Source organism: Mycolicibacterium neoaurum (genome assembly GCF_036946495.1).
GTDB classification, from domain to species: Bacteria; Actinomycetota; Actinomycetes; order Mycobacteriales; family Mycobacteriaceae; genus Mycobacterium; species Mycobacterium neoaurum_B.
Genome location: NZ_JAQIIX010000002.1, coordinates 1,277,888 through 1,300,261 on the forward strand (window position 1 = coordinate 1,277,888; position 22,374 = coordinate 1,300,261).

22 protein-coding genes are annotated in these 22,374 nt (G+C 66.7%); 9 read left to right on the forward strand and 13 right to left on the reverse strand.

Annotated features, from left to right (window positions below; genetic code table 11):
* Positions 1-156: 156 nt before the first annotated feature.
* Complete coding sequence (gene xylB / locus PGN27_RS11520; protein ID WP_335326240.1) at positions 157-1,551, forward strand: xylulokinase; 1,395 nt, start codon at positions 157-159, stop codon at positions 1,549-1,551.
* Here the strand turns inward: xylB and PGN27_RS11525 are convergent.
* Genes PGN27_RS11525 through PGN27_RS11535 form a run of 3 tightly spaced genes read right to left on the reverse strand, consistent with a single transcriptional unit; the run spans position 1,548 to position 5,559 of the window.
* The gene (locus tag PGN27_RS11525; protein ID WP_418888586.1) at positions 1,548-3,464 is read right to left on the reverse strand and encodes an acetoacetate--CoA ligase; all 1,917 of its coding nucleotides are present in this window, start codon (positions 3,462-3,464) and stop codon (positions 1,548-1,550) included. The genes xylB and PGN27_RS11525 overlap by 4 nt on opposite strands.
* Positions 3,461-4,207 carry a 3-hydroxybutyrate dehydrogenase gene (locus PGN27_RS11530; RefSeq protein WP_335326242.1) on the reverse strand — a complete coding sequence of 249 codons (747 nt, stop codon included), beginning with the start codon at positions 4,205-4,207 and terminating at the stop codon, positions 3,461-3,463. The genes PGN27_RS11525 and PGN27_RS11530 overlap by 4 nt, the downstream gene beginning before the upstream one ends.
* Positions 4,204-5,559, reverse strand: coding sequence for an MFS transporter (locus tag PGN27_RS11535; protein ID WP_335326243.1), 1,356 nt, complete (start codon positions 5,557-5,559; stop codon positions 4,204-4,206). Before PGN27_RS11535 ends, PGN27_RS11530 begins: the two co-directional genes overlap by 4 nt.
* A 35-nt stretch (positions 5,560-5,594) precedes the next feature.
* Between PGN27_RS11535 and PGN27_RS11540 the strand changes: the two genes are divergently transcribed.
* Both PGN27_RS11540 and PGN27_RS11545 read left to right on the forward strand, forming a co-directional pair.
* Positions 5,595-6,533, forward strand: coding sequence for a LysR family transcriptional regulator (locus tag PGN27_RS11540; protein WP_335326244.1), 939 nt, complete (start codon positions 5,595-5,597; stop codon positions 6,531-6,533).
* Positions 6,534-6,600: 67 nt separating this feature from the next.
* Positions 6,601-7,590 (forward strand): hypothetical protein, encoded by a 990-nt coding sequence (locus PGN27_RS11545; RefSeq protein WP_030137097.1) that lies wholly within the window; start codon positions 6,601-6,603, stop codon positions 7,588-7,590.
* Positions 7,591-7,619: 29 nt separating this feature from the next.
* Here PGN27_RS11545 and hsaB read toward each other — a convergent pair whose 3' ends face one another.
* The 4 genes from hsaB to hsaA are packed head-to-tail and all read right to left on the reverse strand — an operon-like array spanning position 7,620 to position 11,162.
* The gene (hsaB, locus tag PGN27_RS11550; RefSeq protein WP_335326245.1) at positions 7,620-8,186 is read right to left on the reverse strand and encodes a 3-hydroxy-9,10-secoandrosta-1,3,5(10)-triene-9,17-dione monooxygenase reductase subunit; all 567 of its coding nucleotides are present in this window, start codon (positions 8,184-8,186) and stop codon (positions 7,620-7,622) included.
* Positions 8,187-8,193: 7 nt separating this feature from the next.
* Entirely contained in the window at positions 8,194-9,093 is a 900-nt protein-coding gene (hsaC, locus tag PGN27_RS11555) for an iron-dependent extradiol dioxygenase HsaC (RefSeq protein WP_141866502.1), read from the reverse strand.
* Positions 9,094-9,105: 12 nt separating this feature from the next.
* Positions 9,106-9,978, reverse strand: coding sequence for a 4,5:9,10-diseco-3-hydroxy-5,9,17-trioxoandrosta-1(10),2-diene-4-oate hydrolase (hsaD, locus tag PGN27_RS11560; RefSeq protein WP_335326246.1), 873 nt, complete (start codon positions 9,976-9,978; stop codon positions 9,106-9,108).
* On the reverse strand, positions 9,978-11,162 hold the full coding sequence (hsaA, locus tag PGN27_RS11565; protein ID WP_141866506.1) for a 3-hydroxy-9,10-secoandrosta-1,3,5(10)-triene-9,17-dione monooxygenase oxygenase subunit: 1,185 nt from the start codon (positions 11,160-11,162) through the stop codon (positions 9,978-9,980). Before hsaA ends, hsaD begins: the two co-directional genes overlap by 1 nt.
* 149 nt (positions 11,163-11,311) lie before the next feature.
* Between hsaA and PGN27_RS11570 the strand changes: the two genes are divergently transcribed.
* Positions 11,312-12,367: a 2Fe-2S iron-sulfur cluster-binding protein gene (locus PGN27_RS11570; RefSeq protein ID WP_335326247.1), complete on the forward strand. Its 1,056-nt coding sequence runs from the start codon at positions 11,312-11,314 to the stop codon at positions 12,365-12,367.
* Positions 12,368-12,398: 31 nt separating this feature from the next.
* Entirely contained in the window at positions 12,399-12,980 is a 582-nt protein-coding gene (locus PGN27_RS11575) for a hypothetical protein (protein WP_335326248.1), read from the forward strand.
* A gap of 13 nt (positions 12,981-12,993) precedes the next feature.
* Here PGN27_RS11575 and PGN27_RS11580 read toward each other — a convergent pair whose 3' ends face one another.
* Complete coding sequence (locus PGN27_RS11580; protein ID WP_335326249.1) at positions 12,994-13,443, reverse strand: Rv1443c family protein; 450 nt, start codon at positions 13,441-13,443, stop codon at positions 12,994-12,996.
* A 61-nt stretch (positions 13,444-13,504) separates the two neighbouring features.
* Between PGN27_RS11580 and PGN27_RS11585 the strand changes: the two genes are divergently transcribed.
* Positions 13,505-14,146 carry a TetR/AcrR family transcriptional regulator gene (locus PGN27_RS11585; RefSeq protein WP_335326250.1) on the forward strand — a complete coding sequence of 214 codons (642 nt, stop codon included), beginning with the start codon at positions 13,505-13,507 and terminating at the stop codon, positions 14,144-14,146.
* Here the strand turns inward: PGN27_RS11585 and PGN27_RS11590 are convergent.
* The gene (locus PGN27_RS11590) at positions 14,106-16,235 is read right to left on the reverse strand and encodes an acyl-CoA dehydrogenase family protein (protein WP_335326251.1); all 2,130 of its coding nucleotides are present in this window, start codon (positions 16,233-16,235) and stop codon (positions 14,106-14,108) included. The two genes, PGN27_RS11585 and PGN27_RS11590, sit on opposite strands and share 41 nt — an antisense overlap.
* A 194-nt stretch (positions 16,236-16,429) precedes the next feature.
* Here PGN27_RS11590 and kstR point away from each other — a divergent pair, with 194 nt between their 5' ends.
* From kstR to PGN27_RS11605, 3 genes are read left to right on the forward strand one after another with little or no spacing between them, the layout of a single operon-like run.
* Positions 16,430-17,092 carry a cholesterol catabolism transcriptional regulator KstR gene (gene kstR, locus PGN27_RS11595; RefSeq protein ID WP_030137087.1) on the forward strand — a complete coding sequence of 221 codons (663 nt, stop codon included), beginning with the start codon at positions 16,430-16,432 and terminating at the stop codon, positions 17,090-17,092.
* Positions 17,093-17,095: 3 nt separating this feature from the next.
* Positions 17,096-17,848 carry a trehalose-phosphatase gene (gene otsB, locus PGN27_RS11600; RefSeq protein ID WP_335326252.1) on the forward strand — a complete coding sequence of 251 codons (753 nt, stop codon included), beginning with the start codon at positions 17,096-17,098 and terminating at the stop codon, positions 17,846-17,848.
* 49 nt (positions 17,849-17,897) lie between these two features.
* On the forward strand, positions 17,898-18,554 hold the full coding sequence (locus tag PGN27_RS11605) for a class I SAM-dependent methyltransferase (protein ID WP_335326253.1): 657 nt from the start codon (positions 17,898-17,900) through the stop codon (positions 18,552-18,554).
* Here PGN27_RS11605 and PGN27_RS11610 read toward each other — a convergent pair.
* The 4 genes from PGN27_RS11610 to PGN27_RS11625 form a co-directional block, all read right to left on the reverse strand.
* The gene (locus PGN27_RS11610) at positions 18,520-19,620 is read right to left on the reverse strand and encodes an Rv3575c family transcriptional regulator (RefSeq protein WP_335326254.1); all 1,101 of its coding nucleotides are present in this window, start codon (positions 19,618-19,620) and stop codon (positions 18,520-18,522) included. The genes PGN27_RS11605 and PGN27_RS11610 overlap by 35 nt on opposite strands.
* Before the next feature lie 64 nt (positions 19,621-19,684).
* Positions 19,685-20,542: a metal ABC transporter permease gene (locus PGN27_RS11615; protein ID WP_335326255.1), complete on the reverse strand. Its 858-nt coding sequence runs from the start codon at positions 20,540-20,542 to the stop codon at positions 19,685-19,687.
* Positions 20,539-21,306: a metal ABC transporter ATP-binding protein gene (locus PGN27_RS11620; RefSeq protein WP_335326256.1), complete on the reverse strand. Its 768-nt coding sequence runs from the start codon at positions 21,304-21,306 to the stop codon at positions 20,539-20,541. The genes PGN27_RS11615 and PGN27_RS11620 overlap by 4 nt, the downstream gene beginning before the upstream one ends.
* 14 nt (positions 21,307-21,320) lie before the next feature.
* A complete protein-coding gene (locus PGN27_RS11625) occupies positions 21,321-22,340 on the reverse strand; it encodes a metal ABC transporter solute-binding protein, Zn/Mn family (RefSeq protein ID WP_335326257.1) in 1,020 nt (339 codons plus the stop codon).
* Between the last annotated feature and the right edge of the window lie 34 nt (positions 22,341-22,374).

Sequence of the window (22,374 nt, forward strand, 5' to 3'; positions counted from 1 at the left end):
CGCTAGCCGCCATTGTGCCCGCAGGTCGGCATCCATGCCCGAGATCAGCTCAACCCTGTTGAGCGACGGTCGCCGCGCTGCCTCGGGGCAATGCTCTACCCTTTTGTTCTTTGCGTGAACACAAGATGAGACGCAGGCTCCCCGGGAGGTTCTGACATGACATTGGTCGCCGGGATCGATTCGTCCACGCAATCGACCAAGGTGGTGGTCTGCGACGCGGCGACCGGCGCGGTGCTGCGCACCGGCACAGCGTCGCATCCCCACGGTACCGAGATCGATCCGCAGCACTGGTGGCAGGCACTGCAATCCGCAGTCCGGGCCGCAGGGGGTATCGACGATGTCGAGGCCATCTCGGTGGGCGCGCAACAACACGGCATGGTCTGTCTCGATGATTCGGGCAGCGTCGTCCGGGACGCTTTGTTGTGGAACGACACTCGTTCTGCAGGTGCTGCCGAGCAGCTCGTCGCCGAGCTCGGCGGCGCGCAGGCATGGGCCCAGCGTGTCGGGGTGGTACCGGTCGCATCGTTCACCGCGGCCAAGTTGCGCTGGCTCGCCGACAACGAGCCCCGCAATGCCGATGCGACAGCGGCGGTATGTCTGCCGCACGACTGGCTCACCTGGCGACTGAGCGGATCGCAGGACATCGCCGACCTACGCACCGACCGCAGCGACGCCAGCGGAACCGGGTACTTCTCGGCCGCGACCGACAGCTACCAGCACGATCTGCTCGAATGTGCTCTTCGCGGGCGACGGCCTGCCCTTCCGGCCGTGCTCGGTCCCCATGACAGCGCGGGCACGACGCCCGGTGGCGCGGTGTTGGGCCCGGGTGCCGGCGACAACGCCGCTGCAGCACTGGGATTGACCGCCACAGTCGGTGACTGTGTGGTGTCGCTGGGCACCTCCGGAGTCGTCAGCGCCGTCGGATCGACACCCGCCCATGACGGCGAGGGGATCGTCGCCGGTTTCGCCGACGCCACCGGCAGGCACCTACCGCTGGTGTGCACCCTCAACGGCGCACCTGTGCTGGCGGCGGTCGCGGCAATGCTCGGTGTCGACTTCGACGAGTTCGACCGACTCGCGTTGTCGGCACCCGCCGGCGCCGACGGGTTGGTGCTCATTCCGTACTTCGATGGCGAACGCTCCCCCAACCTGCCCGATGCGGCGGGCGCCCTGCACGGCGTCACGACGCGAAACCTGTTACCTGCCAATATCGCTCGGGCGGCCGTCGAAGGTCTGCTCGGCTCCATGGCCTACTGCATCCAGAAGATCGCCGGCCAGGGCATTCCGACCGAGCGCACCATACTGATCGGCGGCGGGGCCCGCTCACAGGCCGTGCGGCAGATCGCCCCGGCCGTATTCGGTACCACCGTCGATGTGCCCGAGGCCGGCGAGTACGTGGCGCTGGGCGCCGCGCGTCAGGCGGCCTGGGTCCTGTCGGGCCGAGCGGAGCAGCCGGAGTGGGACAGCGTGTCGAGCCGGATCTACCGGGCGGACCCGACTCCGCAGGTTCTGGACCGCTACCTGAGCCTGCAGGAACTGACGGTGCGCTAACGACGCTGGGCGGCGTACCAATCGAGCAGGTCCGGATCATCGACGGCACTGCGCTCGACCACCTTGGCCGCATCTGCACCCTGGAACAGTTTTTTGATCGGCACCTCGAGTTTCTTACCGGTTCGCGTGTGCGGGATTCCGGGCGCCAGGATGACTTCGTCGGGTACGTGCCGGGGTGAGACCTCCGTACGGATGGTCTGCTTGATCTTGTCGACCAGCTCGTCGGTCAACGTCACGCCGTCGGCGGGTACGACGAACAACGGCATCCAGTAGCCGCCGTCGGGCTGTTCGGCGCCGATCACGAGGGCTTCGGCGATCTCGGGCAGCCGCTCGACGGACTGGTAGATATCCGCGCTACCCATCCGGATCCCGTGCCGGTTCAGCGTGGAGTCGGATCGGCCGTGCACGATGACGCTGCCGCGGTCGGTGATGGTGATCCAATCGCCGTGCCGCCAGACGCCGGGGAACATCTCGAAATACGCATCCCGATACCGCGACCCGTCGGGATCGTTCCAGAACGACACCGGCATCGACGGAAGGGGTTTGGTGATCACCAGCTCACCGACCTCACCGCGGACCGGCTGTCCCGACTCGTCCCAGGCGTCCAGCGCCGCACCCAGGAACGGTACGGACAGCTCCCCCGGCCACACGGGCACCGTGCGCACCCCACCGATGAACGCCGAGACCACATCGGTACCCCCGCTGATCGAGGCGACCTGGACGTGAGCGCCGACATTGTCACGCATCCACAGCGCGGTCGACGGCGGCAGCGATGACCCCGTGATACCGACGGTGCGCAGCGCGGAAAGATCATGATCGGTGCGGGGCACAGCTCCGGCCTTGGCGCAACCGAGCACATAACCCGGGCTTGTCCCCAGCATGGTGACACCGAGTCGGGCCGTCATCTCCCACAGCGCATCCGGGCTCGGCCAGGACGGGCTGCCGTCGTAGCAGACGATCGTGGCACCGACCAGCAGACCGGCGACCTGGAAGTTCCACATCATCCAGCTCGGGCTGGTGTACCAGAAGAAGGTGTCTGTGGGTCCGATATCACTCTGCAGCGCTACGGCTTTGAGGTGCTCGACCAGTACGCCACCATGGCCGTGCACGATCCCCTTGGGCAGCCCGGTGGTCCCCGAAGAGAACAGGATCCACAGGGGGTGGTCGAATTCGAGCTCGGCTGTTCGCAACTCGGCATCACCGGCGGTGACAGTCGCGAAATCGAGTTGGCCCTCCGGGGTCGGTGCCAGCCGGGCCACCGAGATCGTCGCTGTCAACGAGGGCAGCCCGGCGCGCAGCTCGGCCACATCGGCACTCTTGTCGTGGGTCTTACCGCCGAACCGGTAGCCGTCGGCGGTCACCAGCACCATCGGCTCCAGTTGACCGAGCCGGTCCAGCGCGGCCTTGGCCGAATAGTCCTGTCCGCAGGCGCTCCATACCGCACCGATCGCGGCGGTACCGAGGAAGGCGATGACGGCCTCGGCGATATTGGGCAGATATCCCACCACCCGGTCACCGGGGCGCACCCCGAGTTCGACGAGTGTGTTGGCGAAGGCTGCGGTACGACTGAGCAATTCGGCCCAGGAGATTTCGGTGACGGCGGATCCCTCACCGAGACTCAGGATGGCGGGCCGGTCGGTGCGGGCCTGCCGGGCGATCTGGTCGACATAGTTCAGGCGCACGCCGGGGAACCAGACCGCGCCCGGCATGGAGTCCTCGGCCAGGACCTCGCCCGGAATGTCACCGAGGTCGAAATAGCGCCACAGCGCGCCCCAGAAAGCCCCGGGTTCGTCCACCGACCACTGCCACAGGTCGTGGTAGTCACCCTCGTGACCGGCGAACCGGGCAAACGCAGTCACCTGTGCGTCGGTGATATCGGCCGTGGTCGGTTCCCACTGGGGCTCGGGAGTCACCGGGCGCTCCACCCGCCGTCCATGGTGTAGGACGCGCCGGTGACCATACCGGCCTGTTCGGAGGCCAGCCAACCCACCAGCGAGGCCACCTCCTGCGGTTCCACGAGTCGTTTGATGGCGCTCTCCTTGAGCAGGATCTGTTCGACGACCTGCTGCTCGTCGATGCCATGGGTGCGGGCCTGATCGGTGATCTGCTTGTCCACCAACGCCGTCCGCACATATCCGGGGTTGACGCAGTTGCTGGTCACTCCGTGCGGGCCGCCCTCCAACGCGGTCACCTTCGAGAGCCCCTCCAGCGCGTGCTTGGCCGTCACATACGCGACCTTATATTCGGAGGCCCGCAGTCCGTGCACCGACGACAGATTGATGATCCGGCCGAACCCCGCCTCGTACATGTGCGGTAGCGCCGCCCGGATCAGCAGGAAGGGCACTTCGGTCATCAGCGTCAGCAGGGTGCGGAAGGCTTCCGGCGGGAACTCGGCTATCGGCGCCACCCGCTGCACGCCGGCGTTGTTGACCAAGATGTCGACATCCAGACGCAGATCCTCGAGGCCGGTCACGTCGAGTAGGTCGACCGGCCATGCGGTCCCGCCGATCTCGGCGGCGAGCGCCGTTGCGCCTGCGGTGTCGCGGTCGGCGACCGTGACCTTCGCACCGCGGGCGGCCAGTTCACGGGCACACGCCGCGCCGATACCCGCCGCGGCCCCGGTGACCAGTGCGGTCTTGCCGGCCAGATCACTCATGCCCGCGCCCCCGCGATGTCACGGGCGTCGGCGTCATCGAGCGTCCTGAGGTCGATGCCCTTGGTCTCCCGGGTGACGAGCGCGGCCAGAAACGACACTCCGCACGCCAGTCCGAGATAGATCGCAATCGGCACCGACGAGTCGTAGATGTCGAGCAACTTGACCGCGATGATGGGCGCCAGCGACCCCGCGACGATCGAGGTGACCTGATAGCCCAGCGAGACACCGGAATAGCGCATCCTGGTGGGGAACATCTCGGACATGATCGCCGGTTGCGGCGCATACATCAGCGCATGGATCACCAGGCCGACGGTCACCGAGGCCGTCACCACCGCGTAGTTTCCGCTGTTCATCATCGGGAAGGCGAAGAAGCCCCAGGTGGCTCCCAGCAGCGCACCCACGATGTACACCGGCCGGCGACCGTAGCGGTCGGACAACCGGCCGACGAGCGGGATGACCGCGAAGTGCACGGCGTGTGCGAACAGCAGGTACCACAGGATGGTGCTGGTGTCCGCGCCCACCTGGGTCTTGAGATAGGTGATGGAGAAGGTGACCACCAGGTAGTACATGATGTTCTCGCCGAACCGCAGGCCCATGGCCGTGAAAACGCCACGGGGGTAACGCTTGAGCACCTCGACGACCGACAGCGAGCTGGCCTTGATGCGCTCGGCCTCCTGCTGCGCTTCGACGAAGATCGGCGCATCGGTGACCTTGGTGCGAATGTAGTAGCCGACCAGCACGACCACCGCCGACAACCAGAACGCCACCCGCCAGCCCCAGGACAGGAACGCGGCGTCGGACAATGTGGTGGTCAGTACCAGCAGCACGATGGTGGCGAGCAGATTGCCGGCGGGCACACCGGCCTGCGGCCAACTTGCCCAGAATCCACGCTGCCGGTCGGGGCTGTGCTCGGCGACCAACAGCACCGCGCCACCCCACTCGCCGCCGACCGCAAAGCCCTGGATGAACCGCAGCGTCACCAGCAGCGCCGGCGCCCAGTAGCCGATCTGGTTGAAGGTCGGCAGGCAGCCCATCGCGAAGGTGGCAGCGCCGACCAGTAGCAAGCTGAACTGCAATAGCTTCTTGCGGCCGTACTTGTCGCCGAAGTGGCCGAAGACGATGCCACCGAGCGGGCGGGCGATGAACCCCACTGCGTAGGTGACGAACGCGGCAAGGATGGCGTCGAGTTCGCTGCCCGTCTGCGCGAAGAACACCTTGCTGAATACCAGCGTCGCGGCCGTGCCGTAGAGGAAGAATTCGTACCACTCGACGACCGTGCCGGCCATCGATGCGGTGACGACCCGTTTGAGACCGGTCGTCGGCTGATGTGAATTGTGATCGGCGGCACACATAGGACTGAGTATTCATGCAGGTAACACCGGGCACAATGACCAGAAACGCACCACTTATCTGCAAAACTGCAGATATGCCCGTACCGAGCGCCGACGATCTGCTGATTCTGCTCGCAGTCGGACGGACCGGACGCTATGTCAGTGCCGCCGATCAGCTTGGGGTCAATCACACCACCATCTCGCGACGTATCGCAGCGCTCGAGCAGGCCATCGGTGCGCGCGTGCTCACCCGCGTCGGCGCCGGCTGGGAGCTGACCGACCGTGGTCGTGAGGTGCTCGCCGCCGCCGAGGCGATCGAGGCCGCGGTGCGGTCACTGGCCGACGCTGAGGGCAGACCGCGCGCCCTGGAGGGTGTCGTCCGCATCTCGGCCACCGATGGTTTCAGCGCCTATATCGCCGCCCCGGCCGCTGCGGAGGTACAACGCGAACACCCCGGTATCTCGGTCGAGATCGTGGCGGCCACCCGCCGCGCCAGTCAGCAACGGGCGAGTGTCGATATCGAGATCGTGGTGGGCGAACCCACCGTGCACCGCGCACAAGCCATCCGGCTCGGTGACTACTGCCTCGGGCTGTACGGCTCGCGGCGGTATCTGTCCGAACACGGCACTCCGCGGGAGGTCGGCGAGCTGACCGGACACCCATTGGTCTACTTCATCGACTCCATGCTGCAGGTCGACGAGCTGGATCTGGCCGCCAGCTTCGCCCCGGCGATGCGGCAATCGGTGTCCTCGACCAATGTGTTCGTGCACGTCGAAGCGACCCGGGCGGATGCGGGCCTGGGACTGCTGCCGTGCTTCATGGCCGATCGGCACGACGACCTGGTCCGGGTACTGCCCCACGAGGTGTCGGTGCGATTGACCTACTGGCTGGTGACCCGCGCCGAGACGTTGCGCAGGCCCGAAGTCGAAGCCATCGTCGAGGCGATCGGCGACCGCATGCGCGAGCACGCCGACGTGCTGCTGGGCACGGTGTGAGCCCAGACGTCGTCGTTGTGTGGGATTGCGTTCCTGCCAAGCACTCTGGGATGGCATTCTTACGGCGATGGCAATTGGGCTGAGCAAAGACACCAAGAGCACGCTGGTCAAACTCCTGGCTGCGGCCGCGCTGGTCGCTGTCCTGCTGGGCGGCTTCGCGGCCTGCCTCTACACCGTCCGGGACAGCGGGGGCGAGCAGGCGGCGAGCAAGACCGGTCCGGCGCTGGAGGGCACCTTCAAGGTCGACGTCGGCCCGACCGCGACACCGGACGGCAAGCCCGTCGCCGGGACGGCCCGTACCGAGACGTGGGTGGCGCGATCGGTCTGCAAGGGCACCGACTGCGTTGCCACGGTGGCCGTGGTGAATCCGCAGGACGCCGCCGGAGCGCCGTTGTACACCATGGTGTTCGACTACCTCGACGGTGATTGGCTGCAGGTGCGCGAGGCCCCCGACAAGTGCAAGGTCGGTGATGTCGACACCGATGTTCAAGGGTGGACCGTCATTTCGCTGACACCACAGCTCGACGGGTCGATGAACGGCGAGTACACCTGGGCCACCGCGCCCGCCCTGTGCGCGAACAAGCGCGCCATCCATCTGACCCCGACCACCGGCTCCGGGGTCAGCGTCACCGCACCCGACCCGGCCCTGGAACCGCCGTTGCGTCCGGCCCCCGGCGCGGCTCTGCGCGGCGTCTACACCTATTCGCAGACCTACCGGGAAACGGGGCAGACCTTCCCGCCGCACGATTACAAGGCGACGACCTACTGTCTTCGCACGGGCGACCGCTGCGTGAGCCTGATGTCCACGATCGACACCAACAATCTTTTCGTGATGCTGTACGGGGACGGACGTTTCAGCGCCAGCTTCCCGGAGGGCGACGCCGAATGCACCGACGGCGTGGGCAAGGTTCGGCAGACCTCGCGCGACGACCTACCCCTGCCGCAGGGCCCGCAAGACCCCATCGTCGCGCTGACGGGTACCTCGTTCCAGGAGTACATCGGTGACTGCCCGGCGAAGGTCGAACTCGACGTGAAGCTACAGCGGGTGGGCGACTAGCGGGTCACAGCGTCCCTGGCGAGTGGGCGCTACAGCCACGTATCCGACGTCGTCGTGGTCAGGAACGCCTCGAGGTCGTCACGCCACTGGGCCGGGGTGTTCTTATCGGGCTCGATCCCGGTGTACTGGCCGCGGTAGAACAACAGCGGCCGCGGTTTGAGCGCAGGCGGCTCCGACAACGAGTGCACCGCGCCGAACACCACGAAGTGATCGCCGCCGTCATGCACCGAGGCAACGGTGCAGTCGATATGGGCCAGGCTGCCGTCGATGATCGGTGAGCCCAACGGCGATGCGGTCCAGTCGATCCCGGCGAACTTGTCGGGCGCCTTCGATCCGAACTGCGCGGAGACATGCTGCTGATTCTCGTGCAGCATGTTCACACAGAACCTGCCGCTGGCCTCGATGGCCTGCCACGCCCTGGACTGCTTGGTCGGACAGAACAGCACCAACGGCGGGTCCAGCGACAATGCCGCGAACGACTGGCAGGCGAAACCGATCGGAACGTCCTCGGCCGTGGTGGTGATGACGGTGACACCGGTGCAGAACTGCCCGAGCACATTGCGGAAGGTGCGCGGATCGATGGCTTCGGCGGTCATTGGGCGACTACTTGAAGCCGACGCTGAAGTCGTGCCCCCACAGGCTGACCGCGGTGCTCTCCCGCGCCACCCAGTTCTGGTCCTCGACTTCCAATCCCTCACAGCCGAACTCGATGTCGAAACCACCGGGGGTCTTGATGTAGAAGGACAACATCTTGTCGTTGATATGCCTGCCGAGGGTCGCCGACATCTTCACGTTGCGACGCAGCGCACGGTCCAGGCACAGGCCGACGTCATCAGACTCCTCGACCTCCACCATCAGGTGCACGATGCCGGTCGGGTTGGGCATCGGCATGAATGCCAGCGCGTGGTGACGCGGGTTGCACCCGTAGAAGCGCAGCCACACCGGATCGCCGTCGGCGGGCCGGCCGGCGAGCTGGGGCGGCAGACTCATCGAGTCGCGCAGCCGGAATCCCAGCACGTCCTGATAGAACGCCTGCGCCGCGGCGTCGTCATCACAGGTGAGCACGACATGCCCGAGCCCCTGCTCGCCGGTCACGAATTTGTGGCCGTAGGGGCTGACGAAACGACGGCCGAGGTACTGGGCACCGTGGAAGGCCTCCAGGACGTTGCCCGCCGGATCGTTGAAGCGGATCAATCCCTCGACGCGCCGCTCGGCACGCTCCTCGCGGGTACCCTCGGCATACTCGACGCCGGCCTTGGACAGTGTCTCGCGCAGTGCCTGCAGCGCAGGGGCGTCGGCCACCTCCCAGCCGGAGATCAACAATCGGTCGTGCTCGCCCGGCACGATCACCAGGCGCGCGGCGACCTCGTCCATCCGCAGATAGAGGGCACCAGGGGTGGAGCCCTGTCCCTCGACCATGCCGAGCACCTTCAGGGCGAACTCACGCCACGCCGCCACATCGGTTGCCTCGATGCGCATGTACCCCAGCGACTTGATGCTCATGGAAGGGCCCTCCTAGCCCAGGAAATCAATGGTGAGCTTGTTGAATTCGTCGAACTTCTCGACCTGCGCCCAGTGTCCGCACTGCCCGAAGACGTGCAGCTGCACGCGCGGGATCTGCTTGACTGCCACCAGCGCGCCGTCGAGCGGGTTCACCCGGTCCTCTCGCCCCCAGATCAGCAGCACCGGCTGGCGCAGCTTGTACACCTCGCGCCACATCATGCCGAGCTCGAAATCGGGACCCGCGAACGACTTTCCCATCGCCCGGGTGGCCGCCAGTGACTCCGGGGTGCTGGCGATCTTGAAGCGCTCCTCGACCAGCTCCGGGGTGACCAGCTTCTGGTCGAACACCATGATCCTGATGAACGCCTCGAGGTTCTCGCGGGTCGGCTCGAAGTTGAACTTCGCCAGCGCCTTCACGCCCTCGGTCGGATCGGGGGCGAACAGGTTCACCGACAGCCCGCCGGGACCCATCAGGATGAGCTTGCCCGCGCGATCGGGATAGTCCAGCGCGAAGCGCACCGCGGTGCCACCACCGAGCGAATTGCCCAGCAGCGGAACACGTCCGGTGATCTCGAGCTTGTCGAGCAGCCCGAGCACAGCCTTGGCACTGTAGCGGTTGTACTGCTCGTGCTCGGTGTGCTTGTCCGACAGTCCGTAACCGGGCTGGTCGATGGCCAACACGTGGTAGTGCTCGGCGAGCACGGCGATGTTACGGCCGAAATTCGACCAGCTCGACGCGCCCGGTCCGCCGCCGTGCAACAGCACGATGGTCTGCGACGTCGGGTCGCCCGCCTCGTGGTAGTGCAACCGCATGGCCAGGTCGCCGGCCTGCACGTCGGCGTACCGCGACGTCGACTCGAATGTGATCTCCGAAATGGCCGTCATCAGACCATCGTGTCCGCGGGCGGCAGACCGAACTCGTTGTTACCGAAGATCAGGTAGGCACGCTCCGGCTCGTTGGCGGCGTGCACCCGGCCCGCGTGGGCGTCCCGCCAGAACCGCTGCAGCGGAGCGCCGGTGACCAGCGCGGTGGCACCGGCCGACTCGAACAGCAGGTCGATCGAGGCGATGGCGCGGGCGGTCGCCCGGACCTGGTCGCGGCGCGCACGGGCACGCAGCTCGTAGGGGATCTCCTTGCCCGCCTGCAACAGGGCGTACTCGTCACCGACATTGCCGATCAGCTGACGCCATGCCGCATCGATATCGCTGGCGGCCTCGGCGATGCGCACCTTGGCGAACGGATCGTCCTTGGACTTCTCACCGGCGAAGGCGGCCCGGACGCGCTTGCCCTGATGCTCGACATGGGCGGCGTACGCGCCATAGGCCATACCGACGATCGGGGCCGAGATGGTGGTGGGATGCATGGTGCCCCACGGCATCTTGTAGACCGGAGCGGTGTTGTTCTGGTAGCCGCCCGCGGTGCCGTCGTTCATGGCCTTGTAGGACAGGAACCGGTGTGAGGGCACGAACACGTCCTTGACGACGACGGTGTTGCTGCCGGTGCCCTTGAGTCCGACGACATGCCAGACATCGTCGATCGTGTATTCGGTGCGCGGGATCAGGAAGCTGCCGAAGTCCACCGGCCGGCCGTCCTTGATGACCGGGCCGCCGAGGAACGCCCAGGTGGCGTGTTCACTACCGGAGGACCACTGCCATGCTCCGCTGACCAGATAACCGCCGTCGACCACGGTTCCCGCACCCATCGGGGCGTAGGAGGACGAGACACGCACGGTCGGGTCGTCGCCCCACACCTCGTCCTGGGCGCGCTGGTCGAACAGCGCCAGGTGCCAGTTGTGCACGCCGATGATCGAGCTGATCCAGCCGGTCGACCCGCATGCGCTGGCCAGCCGACGGACGGCCTCGTAGAAAACGGTCGGATCGGCCTGTAGGCCGCCCCACTGCTCGGGCTGGAGCAGCTTGAAGAAGCCGACCTCATCGAGTTCGTTGATGGTCTCGTAGGGAACCTGGCGCTGGTCTTCGGCGATCTGGGCGCGTTCCCGCAGGTTCGGCAACAGATCGTCGATACCGCTCAGAACTGCCTGCACGTCACGCTGTTCAATGGACGTCACTGAATTGCCTCCTGGATCGAGATCCGTCACTAGCAAAAGATTAGAACACGTTACGATTTGTGTCGAGTAGCGCGCTCAATCAACGGCTGGACCTGCGCAACTGCAGTTTTGTAACATGTTCTAGTTATGAGGGAAATGAGGCCAGGCCTGTGACGGAGGAACCGCTCGGCAGCCATGTGCTGGAACTGGAGATCGCCGCCGTCATCGAGGAGACGGCCGATGCGCGGTCGCTCGTGTTCGACATCCCGGGCGGCAGCGATGTGCCCGCCGAGAAGTTGCGGTACTCGCCCGGCCAGTTCCTGACGCTGCGGGTGCCCAGCGAGCGGACCGGGTCGGTGGCCCGCTGCTACTCGCTGTCGAGTTCACCGGCACGTGACGAGAAGCTGACCGTGACCGTCAAGCGGACCGCCGACGGGTACGCGTCGAATTGGCTGTGCGACAACGCTCATCCCGGTATGCGCATGCACGTGCTTGCCCCATCGGGCACCTTCGTGCCCAAGACGCTGGACACCGATTTCCTGTTGTTGGCCGCGGGCAGTGGGATCACCCCGATGATGGCGATCTGCAAGTCCGCGCTGGCCGAGGGCACCGGAAAGGTCGTCCTGGTGTACGCCAACCGGGACGAGAACTCGGTCATCTTCGCCGAAACGCTGCGTGAGTTGGCCGCCGCACACCCGGACCGGTTGACGGTGATCCACTGGCTGGAGACGGTGCAGGGTCTGCCCAACACCGATGCTTTGGCGACCCTGGTGCGACCGTTCGCAGCACATGAGGCATTCATCTGCGGGCCCGGTCCCTTCATGTCCGCCGCCGAGGCGGCCTGCAAGACAGTCGACGCCAGGCATATCCACATCGAGGTGTTCAAGTCTCTGGATTCGGACCCGTTCGCTCAGGTCGTCATCGACGTGGAAGAGGACGATGATCGCGGCCCCGCGCAGGCGATCGTCGAACTGGACGGGACCACCCACGAGATCGAGTGGCCGCGCAAGGCCAAGTTGCTCGATGTCTTGCTGAACAAGGGTCTGGATGCGCCCTTCTCCTGCCGCGAGGGCCATTGCGGGGCGTGCGCGGTGCTGATGCGCAAGGGCGGTGTCGAGATGGAGATCAACGATGTCCTCGAGCCGTCCGATCTCGACGAGGGTCTCATCCTGGCCTGCCAGGCTTTGCCCACATCGGATTCGGTGGAAGTCACCTACGACGAATAGTGCTCGGGCTAACGTGCAGACGAGCGGAGGGATGGCTGTGAAGAAGATTCTTGGTGCAACCGCGGTGGCGTGTGCTGCGCTGGCCGCGCTTCCCGTCCCCACGGCATCGGCCGCCTCGAACACCGGGACGTCGTCGATACCGACGCCGCAGGGCATCGTAGAGATGCAGGTGACCGCCGACTGCCCGGGTAGCGACGGCAAGTGCTTCTTCCGGACCCAGGCCAGCCTGCTGACCCCGAGCGGGCCGATCGGTCTGCCCCAGGACACCTGGGCGCGCCAGACGATCGTCATCCGCAACATGAATCGCAGCACCTGGCAAGAGGCCTGGTACAGCGCACCGGCCGGGATGCCCAGGGAACTCAAGGGCGCCAACCACGACAATGTGCTGTCCAAGGCCTACAAGGCCGACAGCGACTACACGGTCTCGGTGACCTATTTCGGTGGCGGCCCGCTGCAACGCTTTGCCACCGACGGAGATTCGGTGCAGACCGACTGGCGCTCCGGGCGGCCCACCACCGACGGGAGTTTCGTCGTCTGCTCCGATATCCAGGTGGTGTTCGGCGGCGTCAACGTGACCACGCCGAAGGCCTGCGCGCAGACGACATTCGGCTGAGCTCCGCACACGCTCAGCTGAGGTGTTTGGCCACCAGCCGGTGCCACCGACGGTGCCGGTATCGATAGATTCCGCGGGCCACCCGGACAACGACGGGAGTCAGCACGCCCGCGTCAATATCGACCGAATCGCGGTAGCGGCAACGCTTCTCGTCAATCGGTTCCACGTGGAGTGTGTGATCCCACGCCGTGAGCACGCCGCCGTACTCATGGGTGCGGATCGTGCGGGTGTCGGGATCGGCGCTGAGCACCTCGAGGGTGTGTCGGTAGACCGGCAGCACGTGAAAGGCGAAAAGCCAGCCGCTCCCGCGTTCCCCGACCCGCAGTGGCGCGCTGCGTCCATCGAGTGCGGGAAGACTCAACAGACCCCGGCACACGTAGAGGAACGTGACCGGATACTGCATGGCGGTCCACACCCGGTCGGCGTCGGTGGGCAGTATGGTCTCGACATGTACGCGCTGCATAGGCGACGATTCTCCGGCGGCGCCATAGTGGTTGACTACTCGCTTTTTCCGCGGAGATGACATGGCGCCGACCGATCGCTTCAAGCCTCGTAAACAGCCACGTCAGGCCCGTTCGGCACAGACCCGGCGCCGCATACTCGATGCGGCTGCTCACATTTTCAGCGCACACGGATACGTGGCGGGCACCACCAATCGCGTCGCCGAAGCCGCCGAGATGTCGATCGGCTCGCTCTACCAATACTTCCCGAACAAAGACGCGATCCTGGCCGCGCTGATCGACGAACACATCGAGGCGGGTGGCGAGCTGCTGACGCAGCGATCGCGCGACGGGCTGCCGAGCTCATTGGAGAGCACGCTGCGCCTCTTCGTCAGGGCGACCATCGACAATCATCGCGGTGATCCCGCGTTGCACCGCGTGTTGTTCGAGCAGGCACCGCGCTCGGCGGCGCTGCTGGAGCGACTGCACCAGATCGAATCACGCGCGGTTGCCTGGGTGACCGAGCTGCTGCGTCACCGCCCGGAAGTCGAGGTCGCCGACCCGGACTTCGCTGCTCGTCTGACCGTCGTCACCATCGAGTCGCTTGTGCACCGGCTCATCGTGCAACAGGTCGACACCACCCAGCTGGAAGACGAGGTGGTCCGGTTGTTGCTGGGATACCTGACTACCGCGGCAACCCCAGCAGCCGCTCACCGGCGAGGGTGAGCAGGATCTGCTCGGTGCCCCCGGCGATGCTCAGGCAGCGCGTGTTGAGGAAGTACCGGACATCGGGCGAGTCGACGATGCCGCCGCCATCCTGGAACTCCATCGCCGCCTCGGCCAACCCCTGCCGGTAGCGCACGCCGATCAGCTTGCGCACGCTCGACGGTGCCCCGGGATCGTTGCCGCCCAATGCCATCCGCGCAATGAGCTGATCCAACAGCGAGCCGACCTGCGCCAGGGTGATGAGGGCGCCCAAGCGATCGGCCTCGGCGCCGTCGAGCTCGCGGTCACCGATCACGGCGAGCAGATGCTCCATACCCTTGTCCAACGCCCCACCGGTGGCGATGGCGACGCGCTCGTTGGCCAGCGTCGTGCGGGCCAACGGCCAGCCGCCGTCCACCTCCCCGACCACGCAGTCGTCGGGAACGAACAGGTCGTCGAAGAAGACCTCGTTGAACAGCGCCTCGCCGGTGATCTCGCGTAGCGGCCGAATATCGATACCCGGTGAGCTCATCTCGACCAGGAAGTAAGTGATGCCCTTGTGTTTCGGAGCGTCCGGATTGGTACGGGCCAGGCAGATACCCCAGTTGGCGCGGTGCGCGTTGGAGGTCCACACCTTCTGTCCGGTCAGCGACCAACCGGTCACCCCGTCCTTCTCGGCCCGCACCGCTTTGGTACGCAGGGCCGCCAGATCCGACCCCGCGCCGGGCTCGGAGAACAGCTGGCACCAGAAGATGTCACCGTTGAGGGTGCCCGGGATGAACCGATCGATCTGTTCGGGCGTACCGGCGGCAAGGATCGTCGGCGCGGCCCACCAACCGATCGAGATGTCCGGGCGCGCCACCTCGGCGGCCGCCAGTTCCTCATCGATCACCAACTGTTCGGCCGGGGTCGCGTCCCGCCCATAGGGTGCCGGCCAATGCGGAGCCAGCAGCCCGGACTCGGCGAGTGCGCGGCCCCGTTGATCCTCGGGCAGCGCGGCGATCCGTGCGGCGGCCGCGGCGATCTCGGGACGGATGGCATCGGCGTCGGCGGTGTCGACATGCAGTTCGCGGCGCACCCCGGCGCGGGTCAGCTCCACGACGCGCCGCAACCAACGCGACCGGCCGCCGAGGAACTGTGCGTTGGCATATGCCCGACGCAGGTACAGGTGCGCATCATGCTCCCAGGTGATCCCGATCCCGCCGAGCACCTGGATGCAATCGCGTGCGTTCAGCTTCGCGGCGTCGATACCGATGGCTGCCGCCACCGCGGCGGCGATGGACAGCTGGTCGGCATCGTCACCGGCCGCGGCCGCGATCGCGTCGGCGGCCGCGACGGTGACCTGCTGGCTGCGCAGCAGCATCTCCGCGCACATGTGCTTGACGGCCTGGAAGCTGCCGATCGGCTTGCCGAACTGCTCGCGCACCTTGGCGTACTCGTTGGCGGTGTTGAGCAGCCAACGGGCCAAACCGGCCGTCTCGGCGGCCAGCACGGTGGCCATGAGATCGGTGACCCGCTGCGCCGACGCGCTCAGCTGCTGCGCCGGTGCCGACGTCAGGGTGACCCGGGCCAGCGGCCGGGAGAAGTCGGTGGCTTCGAGCGGGTCGATGGTGACGCCGTCGGAACTCGCGTCCACCAGGATCCAGTGGCTCCCGGCCGGCAGGATGAGCACCCCGCCCGGATCGGCACCCAGCACGTAGGGCGCGGTCCCGGTGGCGGTACCGGAATCGACCGTGATGTCGGACGTCATGGCGATGCCCGCGCTGCGTTCCCCAGTGGCCAGCGCCTCCAAGACGGCCGGATCGTCGGCGACCAAGGTGGCCAGCGCGGTCCCCGCGACCGGTCCGGGGATCAGGCCGGCCGCCGCCTCGTCGATCATCGCGAGCAGATCCGCCACGGTGCTGCCCGCCCCGCCGTACTCCTCGGGCACCGCGACACCGAATACCCCTAGTTCGGCGAAGCCCGCATACGGCGCCCGCCAGGCCTGCGGATCACCGAGTTCGACATTGCGGACCGCGGTGATGGAACCGGAGCTGGGAACCCAGTCTCTGACCAGCTCACGGGCCGCGGCCTCATCCGATGTATCGGTCGGGACGGACAGCACAGACACCGGCTACTCCTCGCATAGGGTGAGAAGGCCGCGCTTCCCACTAGAACGTGTTCTAATAGTGCCAGCGTCCCAGCGTCAAGTCGACTGCCGTCGCAGCAGGACACGCCGCTGTGATCTATGCCGGGGAGGTGGTGGATCCGCATGCCGCTTGCGTATCGTTTTCCCGGCACACGCACCACGAAGGAGCCCGGCAGATGTCATCGCCAGCACAACCCGGATCGGGTTCTGATTCACCTCGACAGGTGATGGCCGTGGCCGTGCTGTCCGAATCCGAACTCGGGTCCGAGGCCCAGCGGGAACGACGTAAGCGCATCCTGGATGCCACCTTGGCCATCGCCTCCAAGGGCGGTTACGAGGCGGTCCAGATGCGCGCGGTGGCCGAACGCGCCGATGTCGCGGTCGGCACCCTGTACCGCTACTTCCCGTCGAAGGTGCACCTGCTGGTGTCGGCCCTGGGCCGGGAGTTCGAACGCATCGACGCCAAATCCGACCGGGCCACGCTCACCGGCGGAACACCCTACGAGCGGCTCAACGTGATGGTGGGCAGGCTGAACCGGTCCATGCAGCGCAACCCGCTGCTCACCGAGGCCATGACCCGCGCCTTCGTCTTCGCCGATGCCTCGGCCGCCGGTGAGGTCGATCATGTCGGCAAACTCATGGACTCGATGTTCGCCCGCGCGATGAGCGATGGAGAACCCACCGAGGACCAGTACCACATCGCCAGGGTCATCTCCGATGTCTGGCTGTCCAACCTGCTGGCCTGGTTGACCCGGCGCGCCTCGGCCACCGATGTCGCCAAACGCCTGGATCTCGCGGTGCGACTCCTGATCGGGGACGGCGAACAACCTAAGGTGTGAGAGGTGTTCGACACCGGTCTGCGGCGGGCCCTCATCGAGGCCGCCGACACCCCCCGCCTGCTCGTCACCTCCGACTTCGACGGCACACTCGCGCCGATCGTGGCCGATCCCGCTGATGCCCGACCACTCCCCGAGGCGGCAACCGCACTCGAGGCGCTGGCGGCACTTCCCGGTACCGCCGCGGCCCTGATCTCCGGACGCGAACTCGCGGTGCTGAGGGAGCTGTCCGCCGCGTCACCCGCCGTGCATGCCGTCGGTAGCCATGGCGCCGAGTTCGACACCGGATTCGTCCACGATATCGACGCCGAACTGCTGGGCGAGATCATCGCGACACTGCGCTCCATCGCAGAGAACCGCCCCGGAGTCGCAGTGGAGACCAAACCGGCCAGCGTCGCGCTGCACGTACGCAACGCATCCATCGCCGACGGCGAAGCGGCACTCGCGGCGGCCCACGAGGCGGCCGCGACGTGGGATGCGCACCTGACCGAGGGCAAGTCGGTCCTGGAGTTCGCGGTGGTGGTCACCGACAAGGGCGAGGCGCTCGACGTGCTGCGGGACCGTTGTGCCGCAACGGCTGTGGTGTTCCTCGGCGATGACGTCACCGACGAGAAGGCATTCCGGCGGATGCGCAAGGGGGATATCGGGGTCAAGGTAGGCCCAGGGGAAAGCCTGGCCGAATTCCGGGTCGACTCCCCCACCGACGTCGCCGCGGTGCTGGGAATGCTCGCCGAGGAGCGCACCCGTCGGCTTGCCTGATCAGCAATATCCTTTGCGCGATCGACGGACCACGGGCCAGCCTGGTGGTATGACCAAAACACCGCATTCCACACTGGTTTTCGACGAGTGGGACGAGCGCTACACCGCCTTCTTGGACCGGCTGCCCGCACGTCGACCCAACCCTGCCATCGTGGCCGAGACGGCCAGCCTCCCCGCCGGTACGGCTTTGGATATCGGTTGTGGACTCGGCGCCGATGCGGTGTATCTGGCGGGCAGGGGCTGGCAGGTGACCGCGCTGGACGTGTCGCGGGTGGCACTCGAACAGGCGGCCGCAGCCGCCGCCACGGCCGGCGTTCGGGTGAGCTGGGTGCGAAATCGACTGGAAGACATGGAGGTTCCTGCCGGCGGCTTCGATCTGGTGACAGCGCACTATCCCGCGCTGTTGCGCACACCGGACGGCGCGGCGGGAACGGCGTTGCTCTCGGCCGTGGCCCCAAGGGGAACGCTGCTGGTGGTCCACCACGCCGATATCGATGTCGAGTTGGCCAAATCGCACGGGTTCGATCCGGCGATGTATCTGCTCCACGACGATGTCCGCGCACTGTTCGACGACCGGTGGGAGGTGCGAGTCGAGCGTGGCCGACGCCGGGAGGTTCCTGCCGGCGCGGATGGCCAGCACACCCATGACGACATCATCGTTGCGCGACTGCTCAGCCCGGAGGACCAGACGTCCGACCGCGGATGACCTCGGTGTCGAGCAGCTCGACGACCGGCAGACCGGAGCGCGGCGGATGATGCAGCAATTCCCCGGCGCGGCGACCCTTCTCCATACCGGGCTGCGAGACCGTCGTCAGCCCACGGGCCAGCGCCTCGGGCACCCCATCGAAACCCGTCACCGTCAGCTGTCCCGGCACGAAGATTCCCCGCGCGCGCAGATGATCCATCGCCGAGAGGGCAAGCACGTCCGCGGTGCACATCAGCGCGGTGATGCGAGGGTTCGCAGCCAGCGCCACTTCGGCGGCCGCCCCGCCGGAGCCGGGAAGATGCTCGTAGCTCTCGACGACGGTGAGGCTCGCCGGATCCAGACCGGCAGCCGTCATCGCGTCGTACACGCCGTGCACGCGCTCGCACTGCACGTGGAAGTGCGGCGAATCCAGCCGTTCCGGGTCCGCGACCATCGGCGCGGTGGTCTCCAGCGGCCATTCCCGCCCCAGTCGCATTGTCAGCAGGCCGATCTCCCGGTGTCCCAGCCCGATCACATACTCGGCCAGTTGCCGCATCGCGGCGCGATCGTCGATGCCCACCCGCGATGCGCCAGGGACGTCGATCGGCTGATCGACGATGACGATGGGCAGCTGACGCTGTAGCAACACCGGCAGATACGGATCGTCATCGGATGCCGAGTAGACCACGAACCCATCGACCCCGGCCGACAGCACCGCTGCGGTACCGTCCTCGACGCTGCGGTTGGGGCCGACCGCGATCAGCAGCAGGCCCTGGCCGGCCACCTCGCACGATTCGGCAAGCCCGGCAACGAAATCCAGCGCAGCCGGGTCACTGAACGAGTAGTTCAACGGCTCGGTGATCATCAGCCCCACCGCCCCGGCGCGCCGGGTGCGCAGCGACCGCGCCACCGGGTCGGGGCCCGGGTAGCCGAGTTCCTTGGCCGCGGCGAGCACCCGCTCACGCAGATCGGCCGATAACTGGTCGGGCCGGTTGTAGGCGTTGGAGACGGTGGTGCGCGAGACATTGAGTTCGGCGGCCAGCGAAGCCAGCGTCGCCCGCCTCCGCGGACCCGGACTTCGGGACATGCCTCATGAGGCTAGCGGATGGTCCGCACCGTGACCGCCGAGAGATGCTCCACCGCGCCATCTGTCAACGGTGCGACGGTTCTCGGTTCGTTATCCGGCTACCGGCCCAGACCACCAGCCAGACCAGACAGGCGATGGTCACGATAACGAAACTGGGCGGCAGGTTGAACACCGCCGAGACGCCGAGGCCGAGCCACACCGAGCTCAGGCTGATGCCCGTCGAGATCGCCATGGCCGCCAACGGCTGCGCCGTCAGCATGATCGCGGTGGCCGCCGGTGTCACGATGAGCGCGAAGAGCAACAGCGTGCCGACGGCCTGCACTGCCATCGTCACCGCAACCCCCAACAGCGCCATGAAGAGCACCGACAGCATCCGTACCGGCACCCCCTTCGCCTCGGCCACCTGTGGATTGACCGAGGCGAACAACAGCGGTCGGTAGATGACGACCACCGCCACGGCGATCGCGGCCAGCAGGGCGGCGAAGGTGAGCAGTTGCTCGTGGGTGATGGCCAGCAGATTGCCGAACAGCACATTGGTCAACGTCGAGGAGTTCTTGGTCGCCAGCGAGTTGAAGAACAACCCGAAGGCGGTGGCCAGTGCCAGCACGGTGCCGGTGGTCACCTCACGGTCCCCCGCGCGTTTACCCATCGCGCCGATGACCAGCGCTCCGCCGACACAGAAGACTCCGAGACCAAGCCCCGCCGGAAGCCCGAGCAAGACGGCACCGGTGGCACCGGGCAAACCGATATGGGCCAGCGCGTGCGCGGCGAAGGCCGTATTGCGCACGATGATGAAGTAGCCGATCAGGCCTGCGGCCAGTGCGACGAGGGTGCCACCGATCAACGCGTTGCGCATGAACGCCGAAGTCAGGATGTCCCACCAGTTCTGCTGATAGCCCAGTGCGAGGACGCTCGTCGTCACTGCCCGCTCCGCATGTACATCCGGCCCTGCAGGGTGTTGGCCACCTGGATCCGGGTGCCGTACAGATGGGTCAGCAGGTCAGCGTCGATGACATCATCGATCGGGGCATGGTGAGCGTGCCCGTCGAGCAGGTAGATCGCACTGCTGAGCACCGAGAGCAGCGGGTTGAGGTCGTGCGCGACAACAAGAATCGTCACCGCGAAATCGGCGTTGAGCCGGGCCAGCAGGGCGACGATCTCATGCTGATTTCGCAGGTCGAGGGCGGCCAGCGGTTCATCGAGGATCAGCAATCGCGGGCGGGATACCAAGGCGTTGGCCAGCGCGATGCGTTGCCGCTGCCCTCCGGAGAGCTGTGACACCCGGCGGTCGGCGAAATCGTCGGCCTCCACGGCGGTCAGTGCTTCCTGTACGGCAGCCCGGTCCGCGCGCGTGGTGCGGTGTACACCCCAGCGCCTGCCGGTCAGGCCCAGCGTCACGGCGTCACGCGCCCGGATCGCCTCCCCGGCGCCTGCAACGTAATCCTGCGGTACATAACCGATCACGTCGTTGTTGACACCCGGCTTGGCGCCCAGCACGCGGATCGCGCCCGACGCCACGGGTAGCAACCCGAGGATCGCCGACAGCATGGTCGACTTGCCGGAGCCGTTGGGCCCGATGAGGGCGACGATGCCGCCGGCGGGGATGGCGAAGCTGCCCTCGGACCAGATGAGCCGGCCGCCGCGGACGACGCTCACATCATCGAACACGAGCGCGGGTTCGGACACCGCGGGTTCGAACACTAGGTCGAGATGCCGAGAGCCTCGGCGAGGGCGGTGAGTTGGTTCACCTGCCAAGCCTCGAACGTCTCGGCGCCCGGCGCAATCGTTTCGGTGACATTCACCACCGGCACGCCGGCGGCCTCGGCGGCCGCACGGACCTGCTCGGGCACCGAACCCTCGGTCTGGGTGTTGTAGATCAGGACATCGACACCCCGGTCGCCGAGCAACCGGAGGAAGGCGTCGAGATCGGCCGGGGACGGATCGGTCTCGTTCGACGAGGCCACCTGATAGCCCTGCGGGGTGCGGTTCTGCAGTTCGAGAGCGGCAGCCATATCGTCGAAGAGGCTTTCGGTGGCCGCGTAAGTCTTCCCCGCGGCACCGTCCTTGATCTTGTCGATGAGGGAGCGGTAAGGCTGCATCGATTGGGTGAACTCGGTCTGCTTCCCGGCGAAGTAGTCACCGGCGGCCGGGGCCAGCTCGGTGAGTTTGGCGGTGACCGCTTCCGCGACATCGGTCACTGCGACGGGGCTGTACCAGGCGTGCGGATTGGTTCCGTCGGCATGGTCATGGCCCTCATGGCCGGGCTCTTCGTGGCCCGCACCCTCGTGATCGTGCCCCTCGTGCTCACCGCCGAGAATGTCGATCGCATTCACCACGGGCGCGTCGGGCGCCGTGCTCTGCGCGAGCTTGGTGGCCCATTCGTCGTAGTGCCCGCCGTTGACGACGACCAGTTGCGCGCCCTGGAAATCCGCGGCGTCCGAGGGCGCCGGTTCGAAGTCGTGCGGATCCACCGACGAGCCGGCCAGCACGGTGGTGACCTCGGCACAGGCGCCGCCGAGGGCCGAGACGATCTGCCCCCATTGATCGACGCTGACGACCACCCGAACCGGGGTGGTCGGGCAATCCGCGGTTGCCGCTTCAGATGCGACGGGGGTCTGGTCGCCGGAACCACAGGCGGCCAGAGCGAACGGGAGTGCCAGCGCGATGGCGGCAAGCATGCGGGGCGTGTGCGTCACGGCGATAACGATAACCGTTTGCATTAATCGCCGTCGAATCGGAGGATGTCTTATTGGT

Coding starts and splice junctions, on each gene's coding strand:
- xylB (WP_335326240.1), top strand. CDS start 157: ATGACATTGGTCGCCGGGATCGATTCGTCCACGCAATCGACCAAGGTG.
- PGN27_RS11530 (WP_335326242.1), bottom strand. CDS start 4,207: ATGAGTGATCTGGCCGGCAAGACCGCACTGGTCACCGGGGCCGCGGCG.
- PGN27_RS11535 (WP_335326243.1), bottom strand. CDS start 5,559: ATGTGTGCCGCCGATCACAATTCACATCAGCCGACGACCGGTCTCAAA.
- PGN27_RS11540 (WP_335326244.1), top strand. CDS start 5,595: ATGACCAGAAACGCACCACTTATCTGCAAAACTGCAGATATGCCCGTA.
- PGN27_RS11545 (WP_030137097.1), top strand. CDS start 6,601: ATGGCAATTGGGCTGAGCAAAGACACCAAGAGCACGCTGGTCAAACTC.
- hsaB (WP_335326245.1), bottom strand. CDS start 8,186: ATGACCGCCGAAGCCATCGATCCGCGCACCTTCCGCAATGTGCTCGGG.
- hsaC (WP_141866502.1), bottom strand. CDS start 9,093: ATGAGCATCAAGTCGCTGGGGTACATGCGCATCGAGGCAACCGATGTG.
- hsaD (WP_335326246.1), bottom strand. CDS start 9,978: ATGACGGCCATTTCGGAGATCACATTCGAGTCGACGTCGCGGTACGCC.
- PGN27_RS11575 (WP_335326248.1), top strand. CDS start 12,399: ATGGCTGTGAAGAAGATTCTTGGTGCAACCGCGGTGGCGTGTGCTGCG.
- PGN27_RS11580 (WP_335326249.1), bottom strand. CDS start 13,443: ATGCAGCGCGTACATGTCGAGACCATACTGCCCACCGACGCCGACCGG.
- PGN27_RS11585 (WP_335326250.1), top strand. CDS start 13,505: ATGGCGCCGACCGATCGCTTCAAGCCTCGTAAACAGCCACGTCAGGCC.
- kstR (WP_030137087.1), top strand. CDS start 16,430: ATGTCATCGCCAGCACAACCCGGATCGGGTTCTGATTCACCTCGACAG.
- PGN27_RS11605 (WP_335326253.1), top strand. CDS start 17,898: ATGACCAAAACACCGCATTCCACACTGGTTTTCGACGAGTGGGACGAG.
- PGN27_RS11610 (WP_335326254.1), bottom strand. CDS start 19,620: ATGTCCCGAAGTCCGGGTCCGCGGAGGCGGGCGACGCTGGCTTCGCTG.
- PGN27_RS11625 (WP_335326257.1), bottom strand. CDS start 22,340: ATGCAAACGGTTATCGTTATCGCCGTGACGCACACGCCCCGCATGCTT.